Consider the following 17540-nt stretch of genomic DNA (forward strand, 5'->3'; position numbering starts at 1 on the left):
CTGCACTAAAGTGACGAAGATGGGTTACCCTTTTGCATCCAAACTCACTGGAAAGTTTTTCTATCTGGTTTTTTACTGTAGAAAAATCTCTTGTGGTGCCTTCAAAGACTTCTACTGATACAGGCTCTCCTTTAACGTCACAAAGCAGTCCAACAACTATTTGTTTTTTTGCCTTCTTTTTTGTCTCTGTTGTAGCCGTATAATGCAAAAGCATTATACTGTCCTTCCAAATAGCTTGAGGTTATGTCGTATAAAAACAGTTCATTGTTTGAATCATGACTTAGTTTAAAGAGTCTTTTTTCGGCTTGGCTTTGGATTTTAGAAAGCCACTTTAGATTTTCATACAAATCATCTTCATTAAAGCTTTCTTTAATCTGAACCACACTGCAAGCACAATTTGTCTTTGCAAGCATTACAGAGTTTAATATACAGTCGTGTTCAATTGCCCTTGCAATGATATGCCATAAAGCAAGCTTTGATTGTTTTTCATCTTTCAAAGACTCTAAAACTTCAACAACGCCTAAGCGCTTTAAAAGAGTGTATACTACATATACAGTACCAAAGCTTTCTTTCTGTGTTATATTAGAGATGATATCTGTTGTAAAAGGCTCTTTTGATTTTTCTTGCTTTAATAAAAACTTTAGATTTTCTATGAAGTCTTTTGAAATATGTGTTAGGTTTGCTATAGTTTTGTGTTTTACTTTTCCGTTTTCTCTGTATGACTCTCTAAAAGAGTATACACATATGAGAAATACTGCCGTCTCTTCTTTTTGTTGACACTTCTGCAATGTACATAAACACGTAGTGTCATAATAAAACCAATATATCAAGTATAAAATAATAATACATGGCTACAAAATAAAGCCTGAAAAGCAAGATATTGCTAATTTAACAGTGTAAAGAGAGGAAGTGGGTCTGGAACATGGGCTGAAATCTGATAGCTCAACCAAACTGCCACTTTCAGCTATGGCAAACTCCATTTCGCTTATACCTATATCTGCAGCATTTGCAGTATATTTGTCTCCATCAAAATAAATATTTAAAGATTCATCAAGCAAAGATTCTTCCAAGAAACTCCTTGTTAAACCTGAACTGTCTGCAATGATATTTTTTGCTTGCTGTTTTGATATTATATCCTTAAAAATAGACCTTGCCGTTGAAATATCGGTAAAGTACACCTCTACAGAATTGCCCTTGCCTGCCTTTACTTTCTTTTCAAAAGTATGCAAAGCTTCTAAATCGTTGTTTGAGAATTTATTGTTCCAAAGCATTTTGAAATCTCCTTTAAATAAATTATATTTGAATTTGTTTTAAATCTAACATTAGTTTTTATTTCACGTATTAGCAAAGTTGTCAAGCAAAATTTATGAACCTTAGCTTTATTTTTTCGGTATTTATTATTTGTTTATTTGACAAAAACCAAAAAATATTGTAAAAAAAGTTAGTTATTTAAAAATGAATGCTTTTTAAAAAATTGGAGAGTGTATGAAAATTGTAAATTTAGAAAGCTTACAAAATCAACCAGTAGAATTTAATGGTAAAATTGTATCTGGTGTTAGTATTAGATGGCTCATAAAAAAAGAAGATGGTGCACCAAATTTTGCTATGCGCTATTTTGAAATGCAACCTCACACAGAAATTCCAGCACACTTTCATCCATGGGAACATGAAATTTTTATATTAGATGGAGAGTGTGAAATTACTGCTGGAAATATTACTAAACATGTTTCTAAAAACTCAGCAGTCTTTATTGAACCTAATATAGAACATTCTTACAAGAATAATAGTGACAAATTATTAAAATTTCTATGTATTATACCCCATACGTAAGAAACCAAAATACCTTTTTCCTTGATTTTTACTGAAATGCTTATATATTAACGAGTTGTCATAATTTTTGTAGTGTTTTTGTTTGCAAAGGATAAAAAATGGAAGATAGAAAAGTTAATCCATACATTATAGCATTAACTGTTATGCTACCTACTTTTATGGTGCTCATGGATACCTCTATTGTTACTGTGGCGCTTTCTTACATGGCAGGACCATTATCTGTAACAACAGATGATGCTACCTGGACACTCACCGTTTATCTAGCTGCCAGTGGTATAATTTTACCTATAACAGGTTTTCTTGGAAATAAATTTGGCAGAAAAAATTACTTTCTTATAAGTATAATTGGTTTTACTGTGAGTTCTTTTTTGTGTGGTATTGCTCCAACTCTTGATTTATTATTACTATTTAGGGCTATACAGGGTTTTGCGGGTGGTGGTTTGCAACCCATATCCCAAGCAATACTAATGGAGAGTTTTCCTTTAGAAAAAAGAGCCCAAGCCATGAGTATTTTTTCAATTGGCGTTATATTTGCCCCTATTTTGGGACCTGTAATAGGCGGGTGGATTGTAGATAGTTACTCATGGAGATGGATGTTTTTAATTAATGTACCATTTGGCATATTAGCAACAATAATGACACTAATGTTTATATTTGATCCACCATATGCAAAAGCAAATAAAACTCTAAAATTAGATTATGTGGCTTTAAGCTTTATTGCAATAGGTATTGGTGCACTTCAGGTAATGCTAGATAGAGGACAGGAAGATGATTGGTTTAATTCAAATTTTATTGTAATTTTGGCCCTTTTGAGTTTTTTCTTCATTTCAATGTTTTTAATAAAAAATTATTTTTCAGACAAACCAATTATCAGAATGAGTTTACTTAAAGATAGAAACTACGCTATAGCAACACTTGCTATGTTTTTTTTGGGATTTTTGTTTTTTGTTACGTTAACTCTTTTACCAGAGCTTATGCAAACATTAATGAACTACGATGCTTATAAAAGTGGTCTTATTATGATGCCAGGCGGTATTGCAAGCTTACTTATGGTTATTGTTATTGGAAAAGTATCAAAAAAAATCGGCTTTAAAGCGCTGATATTTTTCGGCGTATTAATTGGTTTTTACGCATTATATCTCATGGAACAAATAAATCTTACCGCTTCACCCTATTTTTTGCTTCTTGGACGAGTACTTATCGGTTTTGGTTTACCGCTGATCTTTATTCCTATCAATGTAGTAGCTTTTATATTTTTAAAAAACGAGGATATGGGTGAAGCAAGTGGGGTGTTAAATTTTACAAGAAGCATTGGCGGGAGTTTTGGTATATCGCTTATGGCTTCTACTATGCTAGCTCATCGTGAAGCTTTTCAAAGAGATGCACTTGTACAAAATATTTCCAACTCGAACCCTATTTTTCTCCACTACATAAATACATTGCAAAGCTACTTGTTTTATTATTTTGGTTTTGACCCAAGTCTCGCCTACCATAAGGCAATTGGTTTAATTAACAAAGCTATTAATACACAAAGTGCTATAATGGCTTTCCAGGATGATTTCCACATTATGATGTGGGTTATATTGGTATTTCTGTTTTTCTTGCCATTTATTAAAACTAAAACACAAAAAACTCAAAAAATAATTATATCAGAAATGTAGTTTTTAGTTTACCTTGATTTGACTTTATGGGATTATAAACATATAATATTAAAAACTGAAAGGAGGAAGTGATGAATCTTAGAAACAAAATTGTGAGTTTTGGATTAGTAGCTACTCTTGCGACAACAAGTTTAAGCTTGACAAGTTGTCAAACCATGCAGCAACCTACACAGCAAGGTTATCAAGGTGCTGGTACTGGTGCATTACTAGGTGCTGTGGCTGGTGCTTTATTGAGTCCAGACAATAGATGGAAAGGTGGCGCAATAGGTGCGGCTTTAGGTGCTGTGGCTGGTTACACATTGTCTCAAATACAATCTCAGTCTGCTCAGCAAGCAGCCCAATACAATCAGCCAGTACAATATCAAACAACAACAAACGACGGAACACAAGGTGTTGTAAAAGCAGAACCAATTGGCTACAATCCTCAAACAGGTTGCAAAAAGGTTAGAATCAAAACCTGGCAAAACGGCCAGCTAATAAGCAATATAGTAAAAGAAGTCTGTCCTGCACAATAAAAAAAGCCAGCAAAGTACTTAAAAAGCGCTTTGCTGGCAAACAATTTACTCTTCTTCGTAAGGCTCAAAATCTACTTTAGCAGCCCCGCATACTGGACATTCCCAATCGTCAGGAAGTGTCTCAAAAGGTGTGCCAGGTGGAACATCTGCGTCAGGGTCACCTTTTTCAGGATCATAAATGTAGCCACATACTTTGCATTTGTATTTTTTCATAAACCCTCCTGGTTTGACTCTAAAAGTTTCTTAAATGCTGCAAATATCTTTTTATGTCTTATCTCATCTTTTAAAACATCTTCATAAATAGCTTTTGTTTCAAGATCATTTTCTTGTTCGCACACCTTTATGTGTTTTTGGTACATTTCTATAGCGCCATCTTCTGCTTTTTCGTTTAAGTCTATTATTTCAACTAAATCGTTAGAAAAGTGAACCATGTCTGGCGTTATGGCTTCCCTTCCTCCAAGTGCTACTACACGTTTGGAAAAACTTTCCGCATGTTTCATTTCTTCAACAGAAATACGCTCAAGCATTTCTCTAACGACCGGATGTTTATCTTTTGGCATTCTATAGTGACCAGCCATATATTGCATAATAGCACCAATCTCTGACTGGATAGCTTCGTTTAAAATGTCAATTATTTTTTGGCTCATGGCATCTCCTTGACTTTTTGAGCTAATTGTTTGCCAATCTCAAATGCTTTTTGTAAATCTTGATCAGTTGGTCTAAATCTTATCCTGAATGGCTCAAGTGGCATAGTAAACTTTATATCCTTCATCCTTTGGGTAATAAGCTTTGATGCTTCGCCGCTCCAACCGAAAGAGCCAAAAGCAAAACCCATCTTGCCTCTAATTTTAATTGTAGCAAGACTTGATAAAAATTCCCAAATGGGCTCTACCGCATCTCCATTTATTGTAGGAGAGCCTACAGCAACTAAAGATGCTCTTTGCACTGTATCCAAAAGGTACGGTTTTTCTTTTTCAATAACATCAACAATATCTTTTGTTATTACTTTTACACCTTCTGATTGTATCCCGCGTGCTATTTCTTGAGCCAATTTCTTCGTATAGCCGTATGCAGAAACATAAAGCACAGCAGCTAACTTTTCCTGCATAGGTTGAGACCATTTTTTATATAGCTCGATATAGTGTTTTGGTTGCGTAAGTATTGGGCCATGACTCGGTGCTATTATGTCTATATCAAGCTTTTCAATTTTTTCTATGTGTTGCAATACATACTCTTTAAACGGTCTCATTATGCCATCAAAGTAAAACCTAAAATCTTCAGAAAAATCTTCTACTTGTGTATCAATCATCCTCTCATCGCAAAAATGGCTACCTAAAAAGTCACATGTAAAAAGTACCTTACTTTGTGGTATATAAGTAAACATTGTATCTGGCCAATGCACAAAAGGAGCAATTATGAATTTTAGTGTTTTTCCACCAAGATCAATCTCTAGATTATCATCTGCTTCTATACACTTAAAATCCTTATTGTTAATTATATTGTCAAGAAAAACTTTGCCTTGTTTGCTAACAATAAGAGTAACATTTGGCATATACTCTAGTAATTTAGGCAACGCACCTGAGTGATCTGGCTCGTTGTGATTTACAACCAAATAATCAATTTCTTCTGGCTTGACATTTAATTTTTCTAAATTTTCAAGAAAACCTTCAAAAAAAGGTTCTTTCACTGCATCAATTATAGCCTTTTTGTTTGTGCCTTTAACCAAATAAGAATTATATGTTGAGCCATGTGCTGTGCGCATTATGATATCAAATATCTTTAATTCGGGATCAAGTGTCGCAACCCAGTATATGTCATCTTTTACCTCAAATGGGTCTCTTCCTGCTTTCAAAGTTTGCCTCCTGATAAAAAAGCACATGCTTTTTAGCATGTGCTTTAGAACTTAATCTATTCTACTTTTATATCTTTTGAATTTTCCCATACACCGTGAATATTGCAGTAACCCCAGGCAAAAAGCGTTGCATCTTCTTCAAGTCTAATCCTGAAAGTTGCTGTAGAATCTGTTACTTCTGGTTCAAAAATAAACTTTCCTATTGATTTTGCTACGCCACTTTTTGGTACAACAAAACCTTCGATCCATCCAATATAGTGCTCTTTTGTATTTGGATGCGGTATATCTTTGCCTACAGTCACGGTTACGCTAAAAAATTCACCTTTTTTAACTGTACTTGGCGCATCAATTGATGGTACGTGTTTTTCTTTTTTTTCATCTGCCTCATATTTAACAAAATCTGCTAACTTTGACATAAAAACCTCCTTTTATTTTAATAATTCAAAATCACTTTTTGCTGCCCCACAAACTGGACATATCCAAGTATCTGGTATATCTTCAAATTCAGTACCTGGTTTTATGCCGCCATCTGGGTCGCCAACTTCCGGATCATAAACCCAACCGCATACTTTGCAAACATATTTTTTTCTAATTTTTGATTCTTCGTGAATTGGTGTAGATTTTGGTGCCTGAGCATTTTTAATCTCATGATAATACGCATAAGTCATTGGTTCTTCTTTCTTAAATATATCGGCATCAATTACCTGGCCAATATAAAGTGTATGCGTAAATACATCCAAACTGCTTATAACACGACATTCTATAAACCCCAATGTATGCTCAAGCACAACAGGTATTCCATTTTTTGTAAGCAGATGGCTTATTTTTTCAAATTTATCAATATTTCTGCCACTTTTAAAACCGAAATTGCCAATAAGTGATAAAGGTGCCGTTTTAGCTATTATAGAAATAGTGAATAATTTGCTTGTTTCAATAAATTCATGAGTATAGTTGGATTTATTAATAGATATGGCTATAGTATTGGGATTATCTGTAATTTGAAATGCAGTATTTGAAATTTGGGCATTAATTAAGTTATCCTTTTTGGAACCTACTATATACAATCCATAATTAATTAAAAAAAGTGCTTTTTCATTCATAATAAACTTCTTTAAAATTTTTCAAAAGCGCTAGCTGGTGCGCCACATACTGGACATTTATCTGGTGCTTTATCTAATGCTACATAACCACATACGCTACATAAAAATATATCTTTGAAATCTGCGTCTTTATTTTGCTCTAGAGCTTCTTTGGCTTTTTCATACAAACTTCTGTGGTCTTTTTCTACCTGCAAAACTTGATTAATCCACTTGGCTGCCTTATCTTGGTTTTGCTCTTTTGCTACAGCTTCATAAGCAGGATACATCTCTTCACTTTCAAAATTTTCGCCTTCCCATGCACTTTTTACATTATCAAGCGTTGAGCCAACACCGCTTAGTAATTTGAAGTGCCCTGATGCATGTATTACTTCAGCTTGACTTATTGCCTTAAAAAGTCTTGCAATGTTTGTCTTTCCTTCTTTTTCCGCTGCTTTTGCAAAATTTAAATACTTCATATGCGCCTGCGATTCACCAGCAAACGCCTCCCACAAAAATCTTTCTGTCATCTTTGCCATACTTATACCTCCTTTTTCTTAAATGAATCTTTGCTTCCACATTGCGGGCATTTTCTTGGTTTACACTTAGACTCTTTCTCATAACCGCATTTTTCACATTTGTAAACTGCCATTTAACGCCTCCTTGAGTTTCGATCTTATTAAATTTTAATAATAATTATCAGAAAGTCAAGACTCAAGTATGATATTGTGCGTTAATTTTTATATATTCGTTTGTCAAATCGCTAAAATACAAATTAAAATTAGAGCCACCAATATTTAAATTTATGTATATCTTTATAGAATTATTTTCTCTCATATATTCTAAAAGAGCGACTTTATTAAACTCTTGAGGTTTTCCCCATGAAAAAACAGTTATATCTCCAATTTTAATTTCTAATTTCTCTACATCCATATTGGCACCAGAATAGCCAACCGCTGCAATAATTCTACCCCAGTTTGGATCTTTGCCATAAATTGCCGTTTTCACTAATTGTGAATTAGCAACACTACGAGCTATCCTTTGTGCATCCTCATCTGTATTTGCACCAAACACTAAAACTTCACAAAATTTTGTTGCTCCTTCACCATCTTTTATAATCTCTTTTGCCAAGTATATACAACATTCTGTTAATTTATCAACAAAATACCTGTAAAATTCATTCTCTTCGCTAATTAGTTCGCCAATTTCATTGGTAGAAACAAGGAGCACTGTATCATTTGTTGACATATCACCATCAACACTGATCCTATTGAATGATTTATCCACAGCTTCTTTTAGTGCAGATTTTAGTGAATTTTTGCTCAATCTTAAATCAGTAGCAATAAAAGATAACATAGTAGCCATATTAGGCTGGATCATGCCAGCACCTTTTGCCACAGCACCTATATGAAATATCACACCAGCGTATTCGCACTCCATTGATATAATTTTTGGATTTTTATCTGTAGTTAAAATAGCTCTGGCTAAAATTTGTGAATTTTTACCTAAATTTATTTTAAGCTTTGTTAAAGCATTTGTTACTTTTTTTGTAGGAAATTCCTCACCAATAATACCCGTTTGAGCTATAAATACTTCATTATCGCCAATATTAAATTCTCTGGATAGTTCTTTTATTATCTCTTTGATAGCTTGAGCACCATTTATATTGCAAGCGTTGGCGTTACCACTGTTTATCAGTATTGACCTAATATATTCTTGTGTTTTGCAAAGCTCTTCATCATATAATACACAATGTGCTTTAACTTTGTTAGTTGTAAATACTGATGCAAACGTTGCTTTTTTTTCAAAAAATATTAAAGCTAAATCATCTCCTTTTTTCTTAATACCAGATCTAATCGCTGATGTCTTAATGCTATCAAAAACATCAAAACCTTCATGTGTAACTTTACAATTCATGGGTAATATGGCTTTAAATCCAAGCCTTCCTCCTCATTTATACCAAACATTACATTCATATTCTGTACAGCCTGAGAACTTGCACCTTTAAGTAAATTATCAATAACGCTAATAATAATAATCCTTTTATTTGCTTTATCAAGTGCAAAAGATACATCACAAAAATTTGTACCCGTGCAGTTGTTTATTTGTGGCAACATTTTTGATACTCTAACAAAAGGCTCGTTTAAATAGAACTTTTCAAGTTTTTCAAATAAAAATTCTTCATCAGATTTGTCAACTAAACCTGCATATGCAGTAGCCAAAATCCCTCTATTTATTGGAAGCAAGTGTGGAACAAATGTTACATTTACACTCTCAAATAAGCTCAGCGTATATTCTATTTCTGGTTGATGGCGATGCTTTGCAGGCGAATAGGCTTTAAAAGAAGACTCAATTTCACTAAAAAGCAAATCTTCCCTTAGCGATTTGCCAGCTCCAGTTACACCGCTTTTTGCATCAATAATAATATCACTTTCAATAATATCTAAAAAAGGCAGTACAGCCAAAATACTGGCTGTTGCATAACAGCCAGGGTTTGCAATAAGTGAAGCTTTTTTAATTTTTTCTCTATTTAATTCAGGTAGACCATAAACTGCTTCTTTTATTAAATCGGGGCACAAGTGTGGTTTATACCACTTTTCATACAAATCTTTCGGTAACCTAAAATCTGCGCTTAAATCAATAATGCGAACCTTACCAAATAGCTTACAGGCAAGCTCCATTGAAACGCCATGCGGTAAAGCCAAAAATACCACATCTAACCTACTAAATTTATTTTCATCTATGGGTTCTATTATTTTATCACAAATATTTTTTAAAGAAGGAAAAACGTCACTTAAGGGTTGCCCTACATGACTTCTTGATGCTAAATAATCTATTTCAACCAAAGGATGGTGCAAAAGCAACTTGACAAGTTCTAAACCTGTAAAGCCGCTTACACCAATTATGCCAACACGTAGCATAAATAAATTTTATCGCTTTGACCATTGGAAAGATTTGCGTGCCTTTTTTAAGCCATACTTTTTTCTTTCTACGCTGCGCTGATCTCTAGTTAAAAAGCCTAAAGGTTTTAAAATAGTGCGAGCTTGTGGGTCAAACATAACTAAAGCCCTGCTTATGCCATGTCTTATTGCTTGCGCTTGTGCAGAAAGGCCACTACCTGATACCTGACAATCGCAGTCTAGTTTCGTTTCGTACCCAGTAGTTTTCATAGGTTGTTCTACTACGAGCTTTAAACTATCTAAACCTCCAAAATATTCATTCAATGTTTTACCATTTATACGAACAATACCACTACCTTCTTTCATCCAAACCTTACTAACAGCTGTTTTTCTTTTACCGGTAGCATAATATTTATCCATACTTATTCTCCCACTTTTATTTCTTGCGGTTTTTGAGCTTTATGAGGATGATTTTCATCAGAATAAACTTTTACTTTATCGATAAGTCTATTTGATAATCTATTCTTTGGCAACATACCCCATACGCCATGTTTAATCATGCGCTCTGGATTCTTAGCCAACAATTTCCTTGCTTTAATCTCCTTTATACCACCCATATAACCGCTATGCGTAAAATATTTTTTCTGATCAAGTTTTTTACCTGTTAACGCTATATCCTTAGCATTGATAACTACAACAAAATCACCACAATCAACGTTTGGCGTAAAGGTCGGTTTATTTTTACCTCTGATGATATTGGCAATTTTAACGCACAAATCACCAAGAACTACCCCTTTTGCGTCTATCAAAAACCATTTTTTGTTTAAAACATCGCTTTCTGCCACAAAGCTTTTCATCAAATTCCTCCCATAAAATAAGACAACTCTTATATTAATCGATTGAAGTCGATTTGTCAATTACTTTTTCAATAAAGAATTGCTCTTGATTAATTGAATTCTTTGAGTAAAATAATAAGTGTGAACATGTGTAAATTTATTATAATATCAGGAAAAGTGCAAAATGTTGGTTTTAGAGCATACCTTGAAAATATAGCAAAAGAATTAGGACTTAGTGGATATGTAAGAAACGTAGGCACTAATATAGTAGAAAGTGTTGTGTGTGGCGAAAAAGAACTCATTGCTCAATACATAAGTGCTTGTAAAATTGGTCCAAAACGAGCAATAGTTGAAAATGTTGAAATTAAAGACTCAGAAAAAAACAATTACGAGGGGTTTAGTATATGGCTGTAGAGTATGAAACAATCCTTGAAAAAGCAGTTGAATCTTTTTTTTCTGATAAATTCCAACTAGCAAAAAGTTATTTTATGCTTTTAAACAATCATGATAGTAATTTTTCCCAAATAGCTTATTTTGGTATTATTTGTGTGGACTCCATAGCAAACGGCTACATTGAAGCAAAAGATTTATTTAAATATTTCTTGCTATCAGATCAAACCTCGCAAAAAAATATGATAGATTATTTTTTTGATCATGAAATTTCTTACGAAGAGTTTAGTATAGATGAAATAGATTATAATGAACAAACGGTCTTACTTGATTCCTTAACAGGTGATAGTACATACAGCGATATAATGCTTGGCGAGATATTCGAAAAGATGGGCGATGCTCAAAAAGCACTTGATTATCTTACTAAAGCTTTACAAAAAAGACCTTTTGATAGTCTGCTTCATAAAAAGGTCAGCAATTTAGGTAAAAATTTAAAACAATGAACAACTTGCTTGATTCTTTGAAAAAATCTCTGAACCAGCAGTTAAAAGCAGTAAAAAAAATAGAAAAAATACTAGATGATTCATTTGTGGAAATTATTAATCAAATAGACAACTGCAGTGGTAGAATAATTTTTCTTGGGGTTGGCAAATCAGGCCTTATTGCAAGAAAAATAGCTTCAACTTTATCAAGCATAGGTGTTGCTTCGATATTTATTCACCCAACGGATGCATACCATGGCGATCTTGGTATGCTAAAGCCCAATGATTTGGTTGTTTTTTTATCAAATTCAGGTAATACTGCTGAAATACTTGGTTTAGTTAGTCCTATCAAAAGAATGGGTTTAAAAATTATTTCAATTATTGGAAATACAAATTCTGAGCTTGCAAATTTAAGTGATTTTATTTTGGATGCAAGCATTGAAGAAGAAGCCTCGCCAATTAAACTTGTACCCATGGCTTCCACCACAACTGCGCTTGTAATTGGTGATCTCATAGCTTGCGGTCTTATTGTAAAAAGGGGCTTCAAAGACGAAGATTTTGCAATGCTTCATCCAGGTGGTTCTATTGGTAAAAAATTACTTACATTTTCAGAAGATCTAATGCATAAAGGTAAAGAATTGCCTACTGTTTATTTAGACGATGGCTTTGAACAGGTACTTTACGAGATTTCTTCAAAACGCTTAGGCGTTGCCTTTGTAGTAGATGATTCTTTGACACTTTTTGGTGTTATTACAGATGGAGATCTAAGAAGGATTTTAGAAAAATACAAAAGTGAAGTTTTTAGCCTTAAAGCTAAAGATATGATGACAAAAAATCCAAAAATAATTGAAAAAAAGGCACTTGCAATTAAAGCTGCCAATATGATGCAAAGTTACTCAATTACAAGTCTTGCTGTGTGTGAAAATAATAAAATTATTGGCGTTATACATATTCACGATATAATGAAAGCAGGTGTCATATAGTGATAAAAGTTATTGTAATGGATGTTGATGGTGTCTTAACTGATGGCAGGATTATTATTGACGAAAATGGCGCAGAATATAAATTTTTTGATGTGAAAGATGGCCATATCTTTCACATAGCCCAGAATTTAGGTTTAAAAATAGCATTTATTTCTGGCAGATACTCCAAGGTTACAACGCAAAGAGCAAAAGAGCTTAACGTTGAATTATGCATTCAAAACCAATTGGATAAAACACAGGCTCTTGAATATATAAAAAATTATTACAATGTAGACTACTCAGAAATTGCCTACATTGGTGATGATATTATTGATATTAAACCAATGGAAAGATGCGGTTTTAGCGCAGCACCAAATGATGCCCACCTAAAAGTTAAAATGGCAGCAAGCTATATTTCTTCAAAAAATGGTGGCAGAGGGGCAGTTAGAGAAATAGTAGAAGAAATTTTGAAAATCAATGGTTTTAAAAACTTTTGGGATTAACAGATGTGGGTTAGAGGTACAGAAATTATTCTTGGCATTATAAGCATTATTTTAATTATGTATATATCAAAAAGTGTGTTTAATATTCAAACAGCACAAAAACAAAAAACTCAAATTAGCTCTTATGCAGAAGATATTCATATAATAAGGCTTTCTGATAATTCAACTCAAATAGTAAATGCGTCATTTGCTCAATATATTGGTTCTACTATTTTTGCCAAAAATGCTTCTTTTTTTAACAAAGGCAAAACAGAGTTTAAAATATCAGCAAATGAAGTATATATTTACCAGAACAATAACGCTTCGCTTATAGGCAATTGCACAGCTAAAGGTAAAAATTTTGTAGTAAAAACTCAAAAAGCTTACTGGGATAATGCAAACGAAACTTTATCCTCAAACACAAAAACCCGCTTAGAATCAGAAAAAATTGATATAAAAAAATCAAATGGTTTTTCTTACAACAAAAACACAAATACTTTAGTGGTATATAAGGCGGATGTATGGATAAAGTAAAAACTCTAAGATGCGCTTCGGATAAATCAATTTCTCACAGAAGTGCAATTTTTTCCAGTATTGCATCTGGAAAAACGACAATAAAAAACTATTTATTTGCACAGGATACATTAAACACGCTTGAAGCCTTTAAAAAATTAGGCGTAGATATAAATATAGACAAAAATAAAGTAACAATTAAAAGCACAGGTAAATACTTAAAAGAACCTTTTGATGCCATTGATTTAGGTAATTCCGGTACAGGCATCAGATTAATAAGCGCGGTGTGTGCTGGTCAGAGTTTTTTAAGTATTTTAACTGGTGATAACTCACTAAGAAATAGACCAATGAAACGCATTATTGAACCATTAACACAAATGGGGACAACTATCCTATCAAGAAAAAATTTTTTAGCACCACTTGCAATATTTGGCAAAGACAAGCTAAAAGGCATTAATTATACTTCCAAAATATCATCAGCTCAAGTAAAATCGGCAGTCTTGATTGCAGGACTATACACAGATGAAAATGTAGAATTTAGTGAACCACAAGTATCCAGAAATCACACAGAAATAATGTTAAAACAGTTTGGTGTAGATATAATTGTTAAAGACAACAAAGTTTCTCTGGATAAATATAGAGAATTAACTGGCGGCTTTGAATTAGATGTACCAGCAGATATTTCATCTTGCGCATTTTTTATGGTAATGTGTGCATTAAAACCAGATTGTGAGGCAGTATTTGTAGATTGTTTAGTTAATCCAACACGTACTGGATTATTAAAAGTTTTTAGTCAAATGGGTGTAAATTATGAAATATTAAATAAAAAAATCATGTGTGGCGAAGAAGTTGCAGATATTTTAGTTAAATATTCGCCCGATTTAAAACCATTTTACATTGATGGCAAAATTTTACCTGCACTAATTGATGAGATACCAATATTATCAATACTAGGTTTGTTTGCAGACGGCAAAAGTATACTGAAAGATGCAAAAGAATTAAGAGTTAAAGAAAGTGACCGTATTAAATCAATTGTTGAAAATTTAAAAAAATTGGGCGTAAAAGTTGAAGAATTTGAAGATGGTTTTGAGATAGAACCCACGAAAAACTTACAAAAAGCCTACATTGAAACCTATTTTGATCATCGCATTACAATGAGCTTTTCTACACTAAAAGCGCTTGGATATGACATTGAATTATCCGAAACAAAATCACCTGCAACCTCTTATCCAAATTTTTTTGAACATCTGAAATATTTAGGGAGTTAATTTATGAAAACTGCATTAATTGAAAAATATCAAAATGAGCCTATTTCTTACAAAGAAGCTTTAGATTTATTTGAAAAAGCTGACTTTTTAGACCTAGCTCAAATTGCCAAAAAAATAAAATTGTCAAAAACTGGCAATAAAGTGTATTTTACCATAAATAAGCATATAAACTACACAAATATCTGCTCATCAAAGTGTCTAATGTGTGCATTTTATAGAAACGAAGGCGACAAAGATGCCTATACAATGAGTTTTGAACAGGTTGAAAAAGAATTATCTGGTATTGAAAACTTAAAAGAAGTACACATTGTTGGCGCTTTGAACCCAAAACTTGATTTTTCATACTATATAAAATTATTGGAGACGGTAAAAAAAGCTGCGCCATCAGCCAATATTAAAGCTTTTACGGCAGCCGAAATTGATTTTTTCTCTAAAATCAGCTCTCTAAGTCACACAGAAGTTTTAGAACAATTAAAAAAAGCGGGTTTGCAAACCATGCCAGGTGGCGGTGCAGAAGTTTTTAGTGAACGTGTAAGAAAAAAGTTATACCCAAAAAAAATTGGATTTGAAAAGTGGGCTTATATTCATGAACTCGCTCACAGTATGGGTATAAAAAGCAATGCAACGCTTCTTTTTGGCCATATCGAAACAAAAGAAGAAATTATTGACCATCTATTCAAACTAAGACAACTTCAAGAAAAAACAAAAGGCTTTCTATGCTTTGTTCCATTGTTGTTTCACCCAGAAAATACATTATTTGAAGGAAACATTCAAAAGAAAAGCGCCATTGAGCAATTAAGAGTACTTGCTATATCAAGAATTATTTTAGATAATTTTGAACATATAAAAGCTTATTGGGTAATGATGTCAGATAGCATATCTCAGGTTGGCTTGCATTTTGGTGCAGATGATATTGATGGCACTATTGAAAAAGAAAACATTTTTCATGCAGCAGGTGCAAAAAGTGCAAGTGGACTTGTAAGCGAAAAAATTATTGAAATGGTTAAAAATGCAGGTTTTGTGCCAGTATTAAGAGATGCTTTATATAATGAAATTAAGGTGTATGAATGAGAATATCAAAAAAAGAAGCACTTGAATTGTTTGAACTTGACCTTATAGAACTGGCTAGACTAGCTCATAAAGCAAGATTTGAAAAACATCCTACAAAGCTTGTTACATTCATTGCAGATACGAATATTAACTATACAAATATATGCGAGACCAAATGCTCTTTTTGCGCATTTTATAGAAATAAAAATGATAAAGACGCTTATGTTCTAAGTATAGAGCAATTAAAACAAAAAGCCATTGCAGCAAAAGAGCTTGGTCTTAGCACAGTTTTGATCCAGGGTGGTCTAAACCCAGAAATTGAGTATAGCTACTACATAAAAATGGTTGAAGAACTATCAAATATAGGCATACATGTACATGCATTTTCACCACCAGAAATTGATCTTATGTGCAAAATTACAAACAAAAGCCCAAAAGAGGTATTTGAAGACTTAAAAAAAGCAGGACTACAAACCATGCCAGGTGGTGGTGCAGAAATACTATCTGAGCATGTACGAAAGAAAATCTCGCCAAAAAAGATTAGCACTGATAGATGGCTTGAAATTATGAAAGCAGCACACAATACAGGATTAAAAACTACCGCTACAATGATGTTTGGCCATATCGAAACAAAAGAAGATATTATAGAACATCTTGAAAATATAAGGAGGTTGCAAGATGAAACATCTGGTTTTAGAGCAGCTATTGCATGGGATTTTAAGCCAGAAAATACGGCATTAAAAAAGCTTGTTACAAAAAAAGCAAGCGGTATTGATTATCTCAAAATACTTGCCATAACACGCATTTATTTGGATAATGTCGAAAATATTCAAGCTTCGTGGGCATCGCAGGGAAAACAAATTGGTCAGGTGGCGCTTTACTTTGGTGCAAATGATTTAGGTAGTTTGTTATTTGAGGAAAATGTTATGGCTCAAGCTGGATTTAGAGTAACTTCAACAGTTGAAGAATTAGCCACTCTTATAAAACAGGCAGGATTTATTCCTGCACTTAGAACAACAAACTATGAAATAGTGAGGTATTTATGAAAGAATGTTTATTTTGTAAGATTTACGAACAAAAAAGCGACGTGTTATTTGAAAATGATAAATTTTTTGTAATTTTAGACAAATTCCCCGTAAATCCAGGTCATATGCTGATAATACCAATAAAACACATTGAATCAATTGAAGATTTAAGCGATAATGACTTTTTTTATTTGAAAAAAGCCATATCAAAATCAAAAGAATTCATTGAGAAAAATGACTTAAAGGATTTATATGAAAACCTTAGTCCTATAAACGAAAAATCTCTTGATTTTATAGAAAATGCGCTAAAAAGTTCATACATTTCAAAAAAACCTGATGGCTACAATTTTGGACTCAATGAAGGTCAAGCCGCAGGACAAACCATAAGTCATTTGCATTTTCATCTTATTCCAAGATACTTTAACGATGTGCCAAACCCAACAGGCGGCATTAGATATGTAATATACGATAAAGCAAATTACAAATCATAAAAAAGGAGTTTTCTATTGGAAGAAAAAAAAGTATTGGGTAGAATATGGATTGATATTGACAATAAGAATTTTTTAGGCAAAGGTAAAGTCGAGCTTTTGAAAAAAATTGATGAGTATGGTTCTATATCAAAAGCAGCAAAAGATATGAAAATGAGCTACAAAGCTGCATGGGATATTGTAAAAGAAATAAATACTTTAGCAAAATCA

26 protein-coding genes and 1 pseudogene are annotated in these 17540 nt (G+C 33.0%); 13 read left to right on the forward strand and 14 right to left on the reverse strand.

The features are described from left to right. The 3 genes and pseudogenes from ACP5FO_RS06825 to ACP5FO_RS06835 all read right to left on the reverse strand — a co-directional run. Positions 1-214 (reverse strand): annotated as a pseudogene (locus ACP5FO_RS06825) (hypothetical protein); the annotation flags it as partial. Next, positions 138-788 (reverse strand): hypothetical protein, encoded by a 651-nt coding sequence (locus ACP5FO_RS06830; RefSeq protein WP_428107707.1) that lies wholly within the window; start codon positions 786-788, stop codon positions 138-140. The pseudogene ACP5FO_RS06825 and the gene ACP5FO_RS06830, both read right to left, overlap by 77 nt. Positions 789-851: 63 nt before the next feature. Beyond that, positions 852-1271, reverse strand: a complete 420-nt coding sequence (locus tag ACP5FO_RS06835) for a hypothetical protein (RefSeq protein WP_428157238.1) — start codon at positions 1269-1271, stop codon at positions 852-854. A 214-nt stretch (positions 1272-1485) separates the two neighbouring features. Here ACP5FO_RS06835 and ACP5FO_RS06840 point away from each other — a divergent pair, with 214 nt between their 5' ends. The 3 genes from ACP5FO_RS06840 to ACP5FO_RS06850 all read left to right on the forward strand — a co-directional run bounded on the left by ACP5FO_RS06840 (position 1486) and on the right by ACP5FO_RS06850 (position 4006). Next, positions 1486-1830 (forward strand): cupin domain-containing protein, encoded by a 345-nt coding sequence (locus ACP5FO_RS06840; RefSeq protein ID WP_428107702.1) that lies wholly within the window; start codon positions 1486-1488, stop codon positions 1828-1830. Positions 1831-1928: 98 nt separating this feature from the next. Further along, entirely contained in the window at positions 1929-3491 is a 1563-nt protein-coding gene (locus tag ACP5FO_RS06845; RefSeq protein ID WP_428107700.1) for a DHA2 family efflux MFS transporter permease subunit, read from the forward strand. A 71-nt stretch (positions 3492-3562) separates the two neighbouring features. Then, entirely contained in the window at positions 3563-4006 is a 444-nt protein-coding gene (locus ACP5FO_RS06850; RefSeq protein WP_428107697.1) for a YMGG-like glycine zipper-containing protein, read from the forward strand. 45 nt (positions 4007-4051) lie between these two features. Here the strand turns inward: ACP5FO_RS06850 and rd (ACP5FO_RS06855) are convergent, their stop codons facing one another. The 11 genes from rd (ACP5FO_RS06855) to rplM all read right to left on the reverse strand — a co-directional run bounded on the left by rd (ACP5FO_RS06855) (position 4052) and on the right by rplM (position 10691). Then, positions 4052-4219 (reverse strand): rubredoxin, encoded by a 168-nt coding sequence (gene rd / locus ACP5FO_RS06855; protein WP_428107694.1) that lies wholly within the window; start codon positions 4217-4219, stop codon positions 4052-4054. Then, positions 4216-4653 (reverse strand): ferritin-like domain-containing protein, encoded by a 438-nt coding sequence (locus ACP5FO_RS06860; RefSeq protein ID WP_428107690.1) that lies wholly within the window; start codon positions 4651-4653, stop codon positions 4216-4218. The genes rd (ACP5FO_RS06855) and ACP5FO_RS06860 overlap by 4 nt, the downstream gene beginning before the upstream one ends. Then, positions 4650-5858: an FprA family A-type flavoprotein gene (locus tag ACP5FO_RS06865; RefSeq protein WP_428107686.1), complete on the reverse strand. Its 1209-nt coding sequence runs from the start codon at positions 5856-5858 to the stop codon at positions 4650-4652. The genes ACP5FO_RS06860 and ACP5FO_RS06865 overlap by 4 nt, the downstream gene beginning before the upstream one ends. Before the next feature lie 56 nt (positions 5859-5914). After that, positions 5915-6274 carry a class II SORL domain-containing protein gene (locus tag ACP5FO_RS06870; RefSeq protein ID WP_428107683.1) on the reverse strand — a complete coding sequence of 120 codons (360 nt, stop codon included), beginning with the start codon at positions 6272-6274 and terminating at the stop codon, positions 5915-5917. Positions 6275-6286: 12 nt separating this feature from the next. Then, positions 6287-6958: a rubredoxin gene (gene rd / locus ACP5FO_RS06875; RefSeq protein ID WP_428107680.1), complete on the reverse strand. Its 672-nt coding sequence runs from the start codon at positions 6956-6958 to the stop codon at positions 6287-6289. Between the two features lie 11 nt (positions 6959-6969). Next, a complete protein-coding gene (locus ACP5FO_RS06880) occupies positions 6970-7473 on the reverse strand; it encodes a rubrerythrin family protein (RefSeq protein ID WP_428107675.1) in 504 nt (167 codons plus the stop codon). Positions 7474-7475: 2 nt separating this feature from the next. Beyond that, entirely contained in the window at positions 7476-7586 is a 111-nt protein-coding gene (locus tag ACP5FO_RS06885) for an RCKP-type rubredoxin-like domain-containing protein (RefSeq protein WP_025391424.1), read from the reverse strand. Positions 7587-7648: 62 nt separating this feature from the next. After that, positions 7649-8851, reverse strand: a complete 1203-nt coding sequence (gene argJ / locus ACP5FO_RS06890; RefSeq protein WP_428107672.1) for a bifunctional glutamate N-acetyltransferase/amino-acid acetyltransferase ArgJ — start codon at positions 8849-8851, stop codon at positions 7649-7651. After that, a complete protein-coding gene (argC, locus tag ACP5FO_RS06895) occupies positions 8848-9855 on the reverse strand; it encodes an N-acetyl-gamma-glutamyl-phosphate reductase (protein WP_428107668.1) in 1008 nt (335 codons plus the stop codon). The genes argJ and argC overlap by 4 nt, the downstream gene beginning before the upstream one ends. A 9-nt stretch (positions 9856-9864) precedes the next feature. Continuing rightward, complete coding sequence (gene rpsI / locus ACP5FO_RS06900; protein WP_428107665.1) at positions 9865-10254, reverse strand: 30S ribosomal protein S9; 390 nt, start codon at positions 10252-10254, stop codon at positions 9865-9867. Positions 10255-10256: 2 nt separating this feature from the next. Next, complete coding sequence (gene rplM, locus ACP5FO_RS06905) at positions 10257-10691, reverse strand: 50S ribosomal protein L13 (RefSeq protein ID WP_428107660.1); 435 nt, start codon at positions 10689-10691, stop codon at positions 10257-10259. A 126-nt stretch (positions 10692-10817) separates the two neighbouring features. On the opposite strand from rplM, the gene ACP5FO_RS06910 reads away from it, so the two are divergent. The 10 genes from ACP5FO_RS06910 to ACP5FO_RS06955 form a co-directional block, all read left to right on the forward strand. Beyond that, positions 10818-11084 (forward strand): acylphosphatase, encoded by a 267-nt coding sequence (locus ACP5FO_RS06910; RefSeq protein ID WP_428107711.1) that lies wholly within the window; start codon positions 10818-10820, stop codon positions 11082-11084. Beyond that, on the forward strand, positions 11075-11563 hold the full coding sequence (locus ACP5FO_RS06915; RefSeq protein ID WP_428107657.1) for a hypothetical protein: 489 nt from the start codon (positions 11075-11077) through the stop codon (positions 11561-11563). Before ACP5FO_RS06910 ends, ACP5FO_RS06915 begins: the two co-directional genes overlap by 10 nt. Next, positions 11560-12525, forward strand: coding sequence for a KpsF/GutQ family sugar-phosphate isomerase (locus ACP5FO_RS06920; RefSeq protein WP_428107655.1), 966 nt, complete (start codon positions 11560-11562; stop codon positions 12523-12525). Before ACP5FO_RS06915 ends, ACP5FO_RS06920 begins: the two co-directional genes overlap by 4 nt. After that, the gene (locus tag ACP5FO_RS06925) at positions 12525-13007 is read left to right on the forward strand and encodes a KdsC family phosphatase (protein ID WP_428157239.1); all 483 of its coding nucleotides are present in this window, start codon (positions 12525-12527) and stop codon (positions 13005-13007) included. The genes ACP5FO_RS06920 and ACP5FO_RS06925 overlap by 1 nt, the downstream gene beginning before the upstream one ends. Positions 13008-13010: 3 nt before the next feature. Beyond that, on the forward strand, positions 13011-13520 hold the full coding sequence (locus ACP5FO_RS06930) for a hypothetical protein (RefSeq protein WP_428107648.1): 510 nt from the start codon (positions 13011-13013) through the stop codon (positions 13518-13520). Next, positions 13508-14767 (forward strand): 3-phosphoshikimate 1-carboxyvinyltransferase, encoded by a 1260-nt coding sequence (gene aroA / locus ACP5FO_RS06935; RefSeq protein ID WP_428157240.1) that lies wholly within the window; start codon positions 13508-13510, stop codon positions 14765-14767. The genes ACP5FO_RS06930 and aroA overlap by 13 nt, the downstream gene beginning before the upstream one ends. A gap of 3 nt (positions 14768-14770) precedes the next feature. Further along, positions 14771-15838 carry an aminofutalosine synthase MqnE gene (gene mqnE / locus ACP5FO_RS06940; protein WP_428157241.1) on the forward strand — a complete coding sequence of 356 codons (1068 nt, stop codon included), beginning with the start codon at positions 14771-14773 and terminating at the stop codon, positions 15836-15838. Continuing rightward, entirely contained in the window at positions 15835-16863 is a 1029-nt protein-coding gene (gene mqnC, locus ACP5FO_RS06945; protein ID WP_428107638.1) for a cyclic dehypoxanthinyl futalosine synthase, read from the forward strand. Before mqnE ends, mqnC begins: the two co-directional genes overlap by 4 nt. Beyond that, the gene (locus ACP5FO_RS06950; protein WP_092129391.1) at positions 16860-17333 is read left to right on the forward strand and encodes an HIT family protein; all 474 of its coding nucleotides are present in this window, start codon (positions 16860-16862) and stop codon (positions 17331-17333) included. Before mqnC ends, ACP5FO_RS06950 begins: the two co-directional genes overlap by 4 nt. A 15-nt stretch (positions 17334-17348) precedes the next feature. Further along, positions 17349-17540: winged helix-turn-helix domain-containing protein (locus ACP5FO_RS06955; RefSeq protein ID WP_428157242.1), on the forward strand; the 192-nt coding region annotated here is incomplete at its 3' end.

This window comes from Desulfurella sp. (assembly GCF_049977265.1).
GTDB lineage: Bacteria > Campylobacterota_A > Desulfurellia > Desulfurellales > Desulfurellaceae > Desulfurella.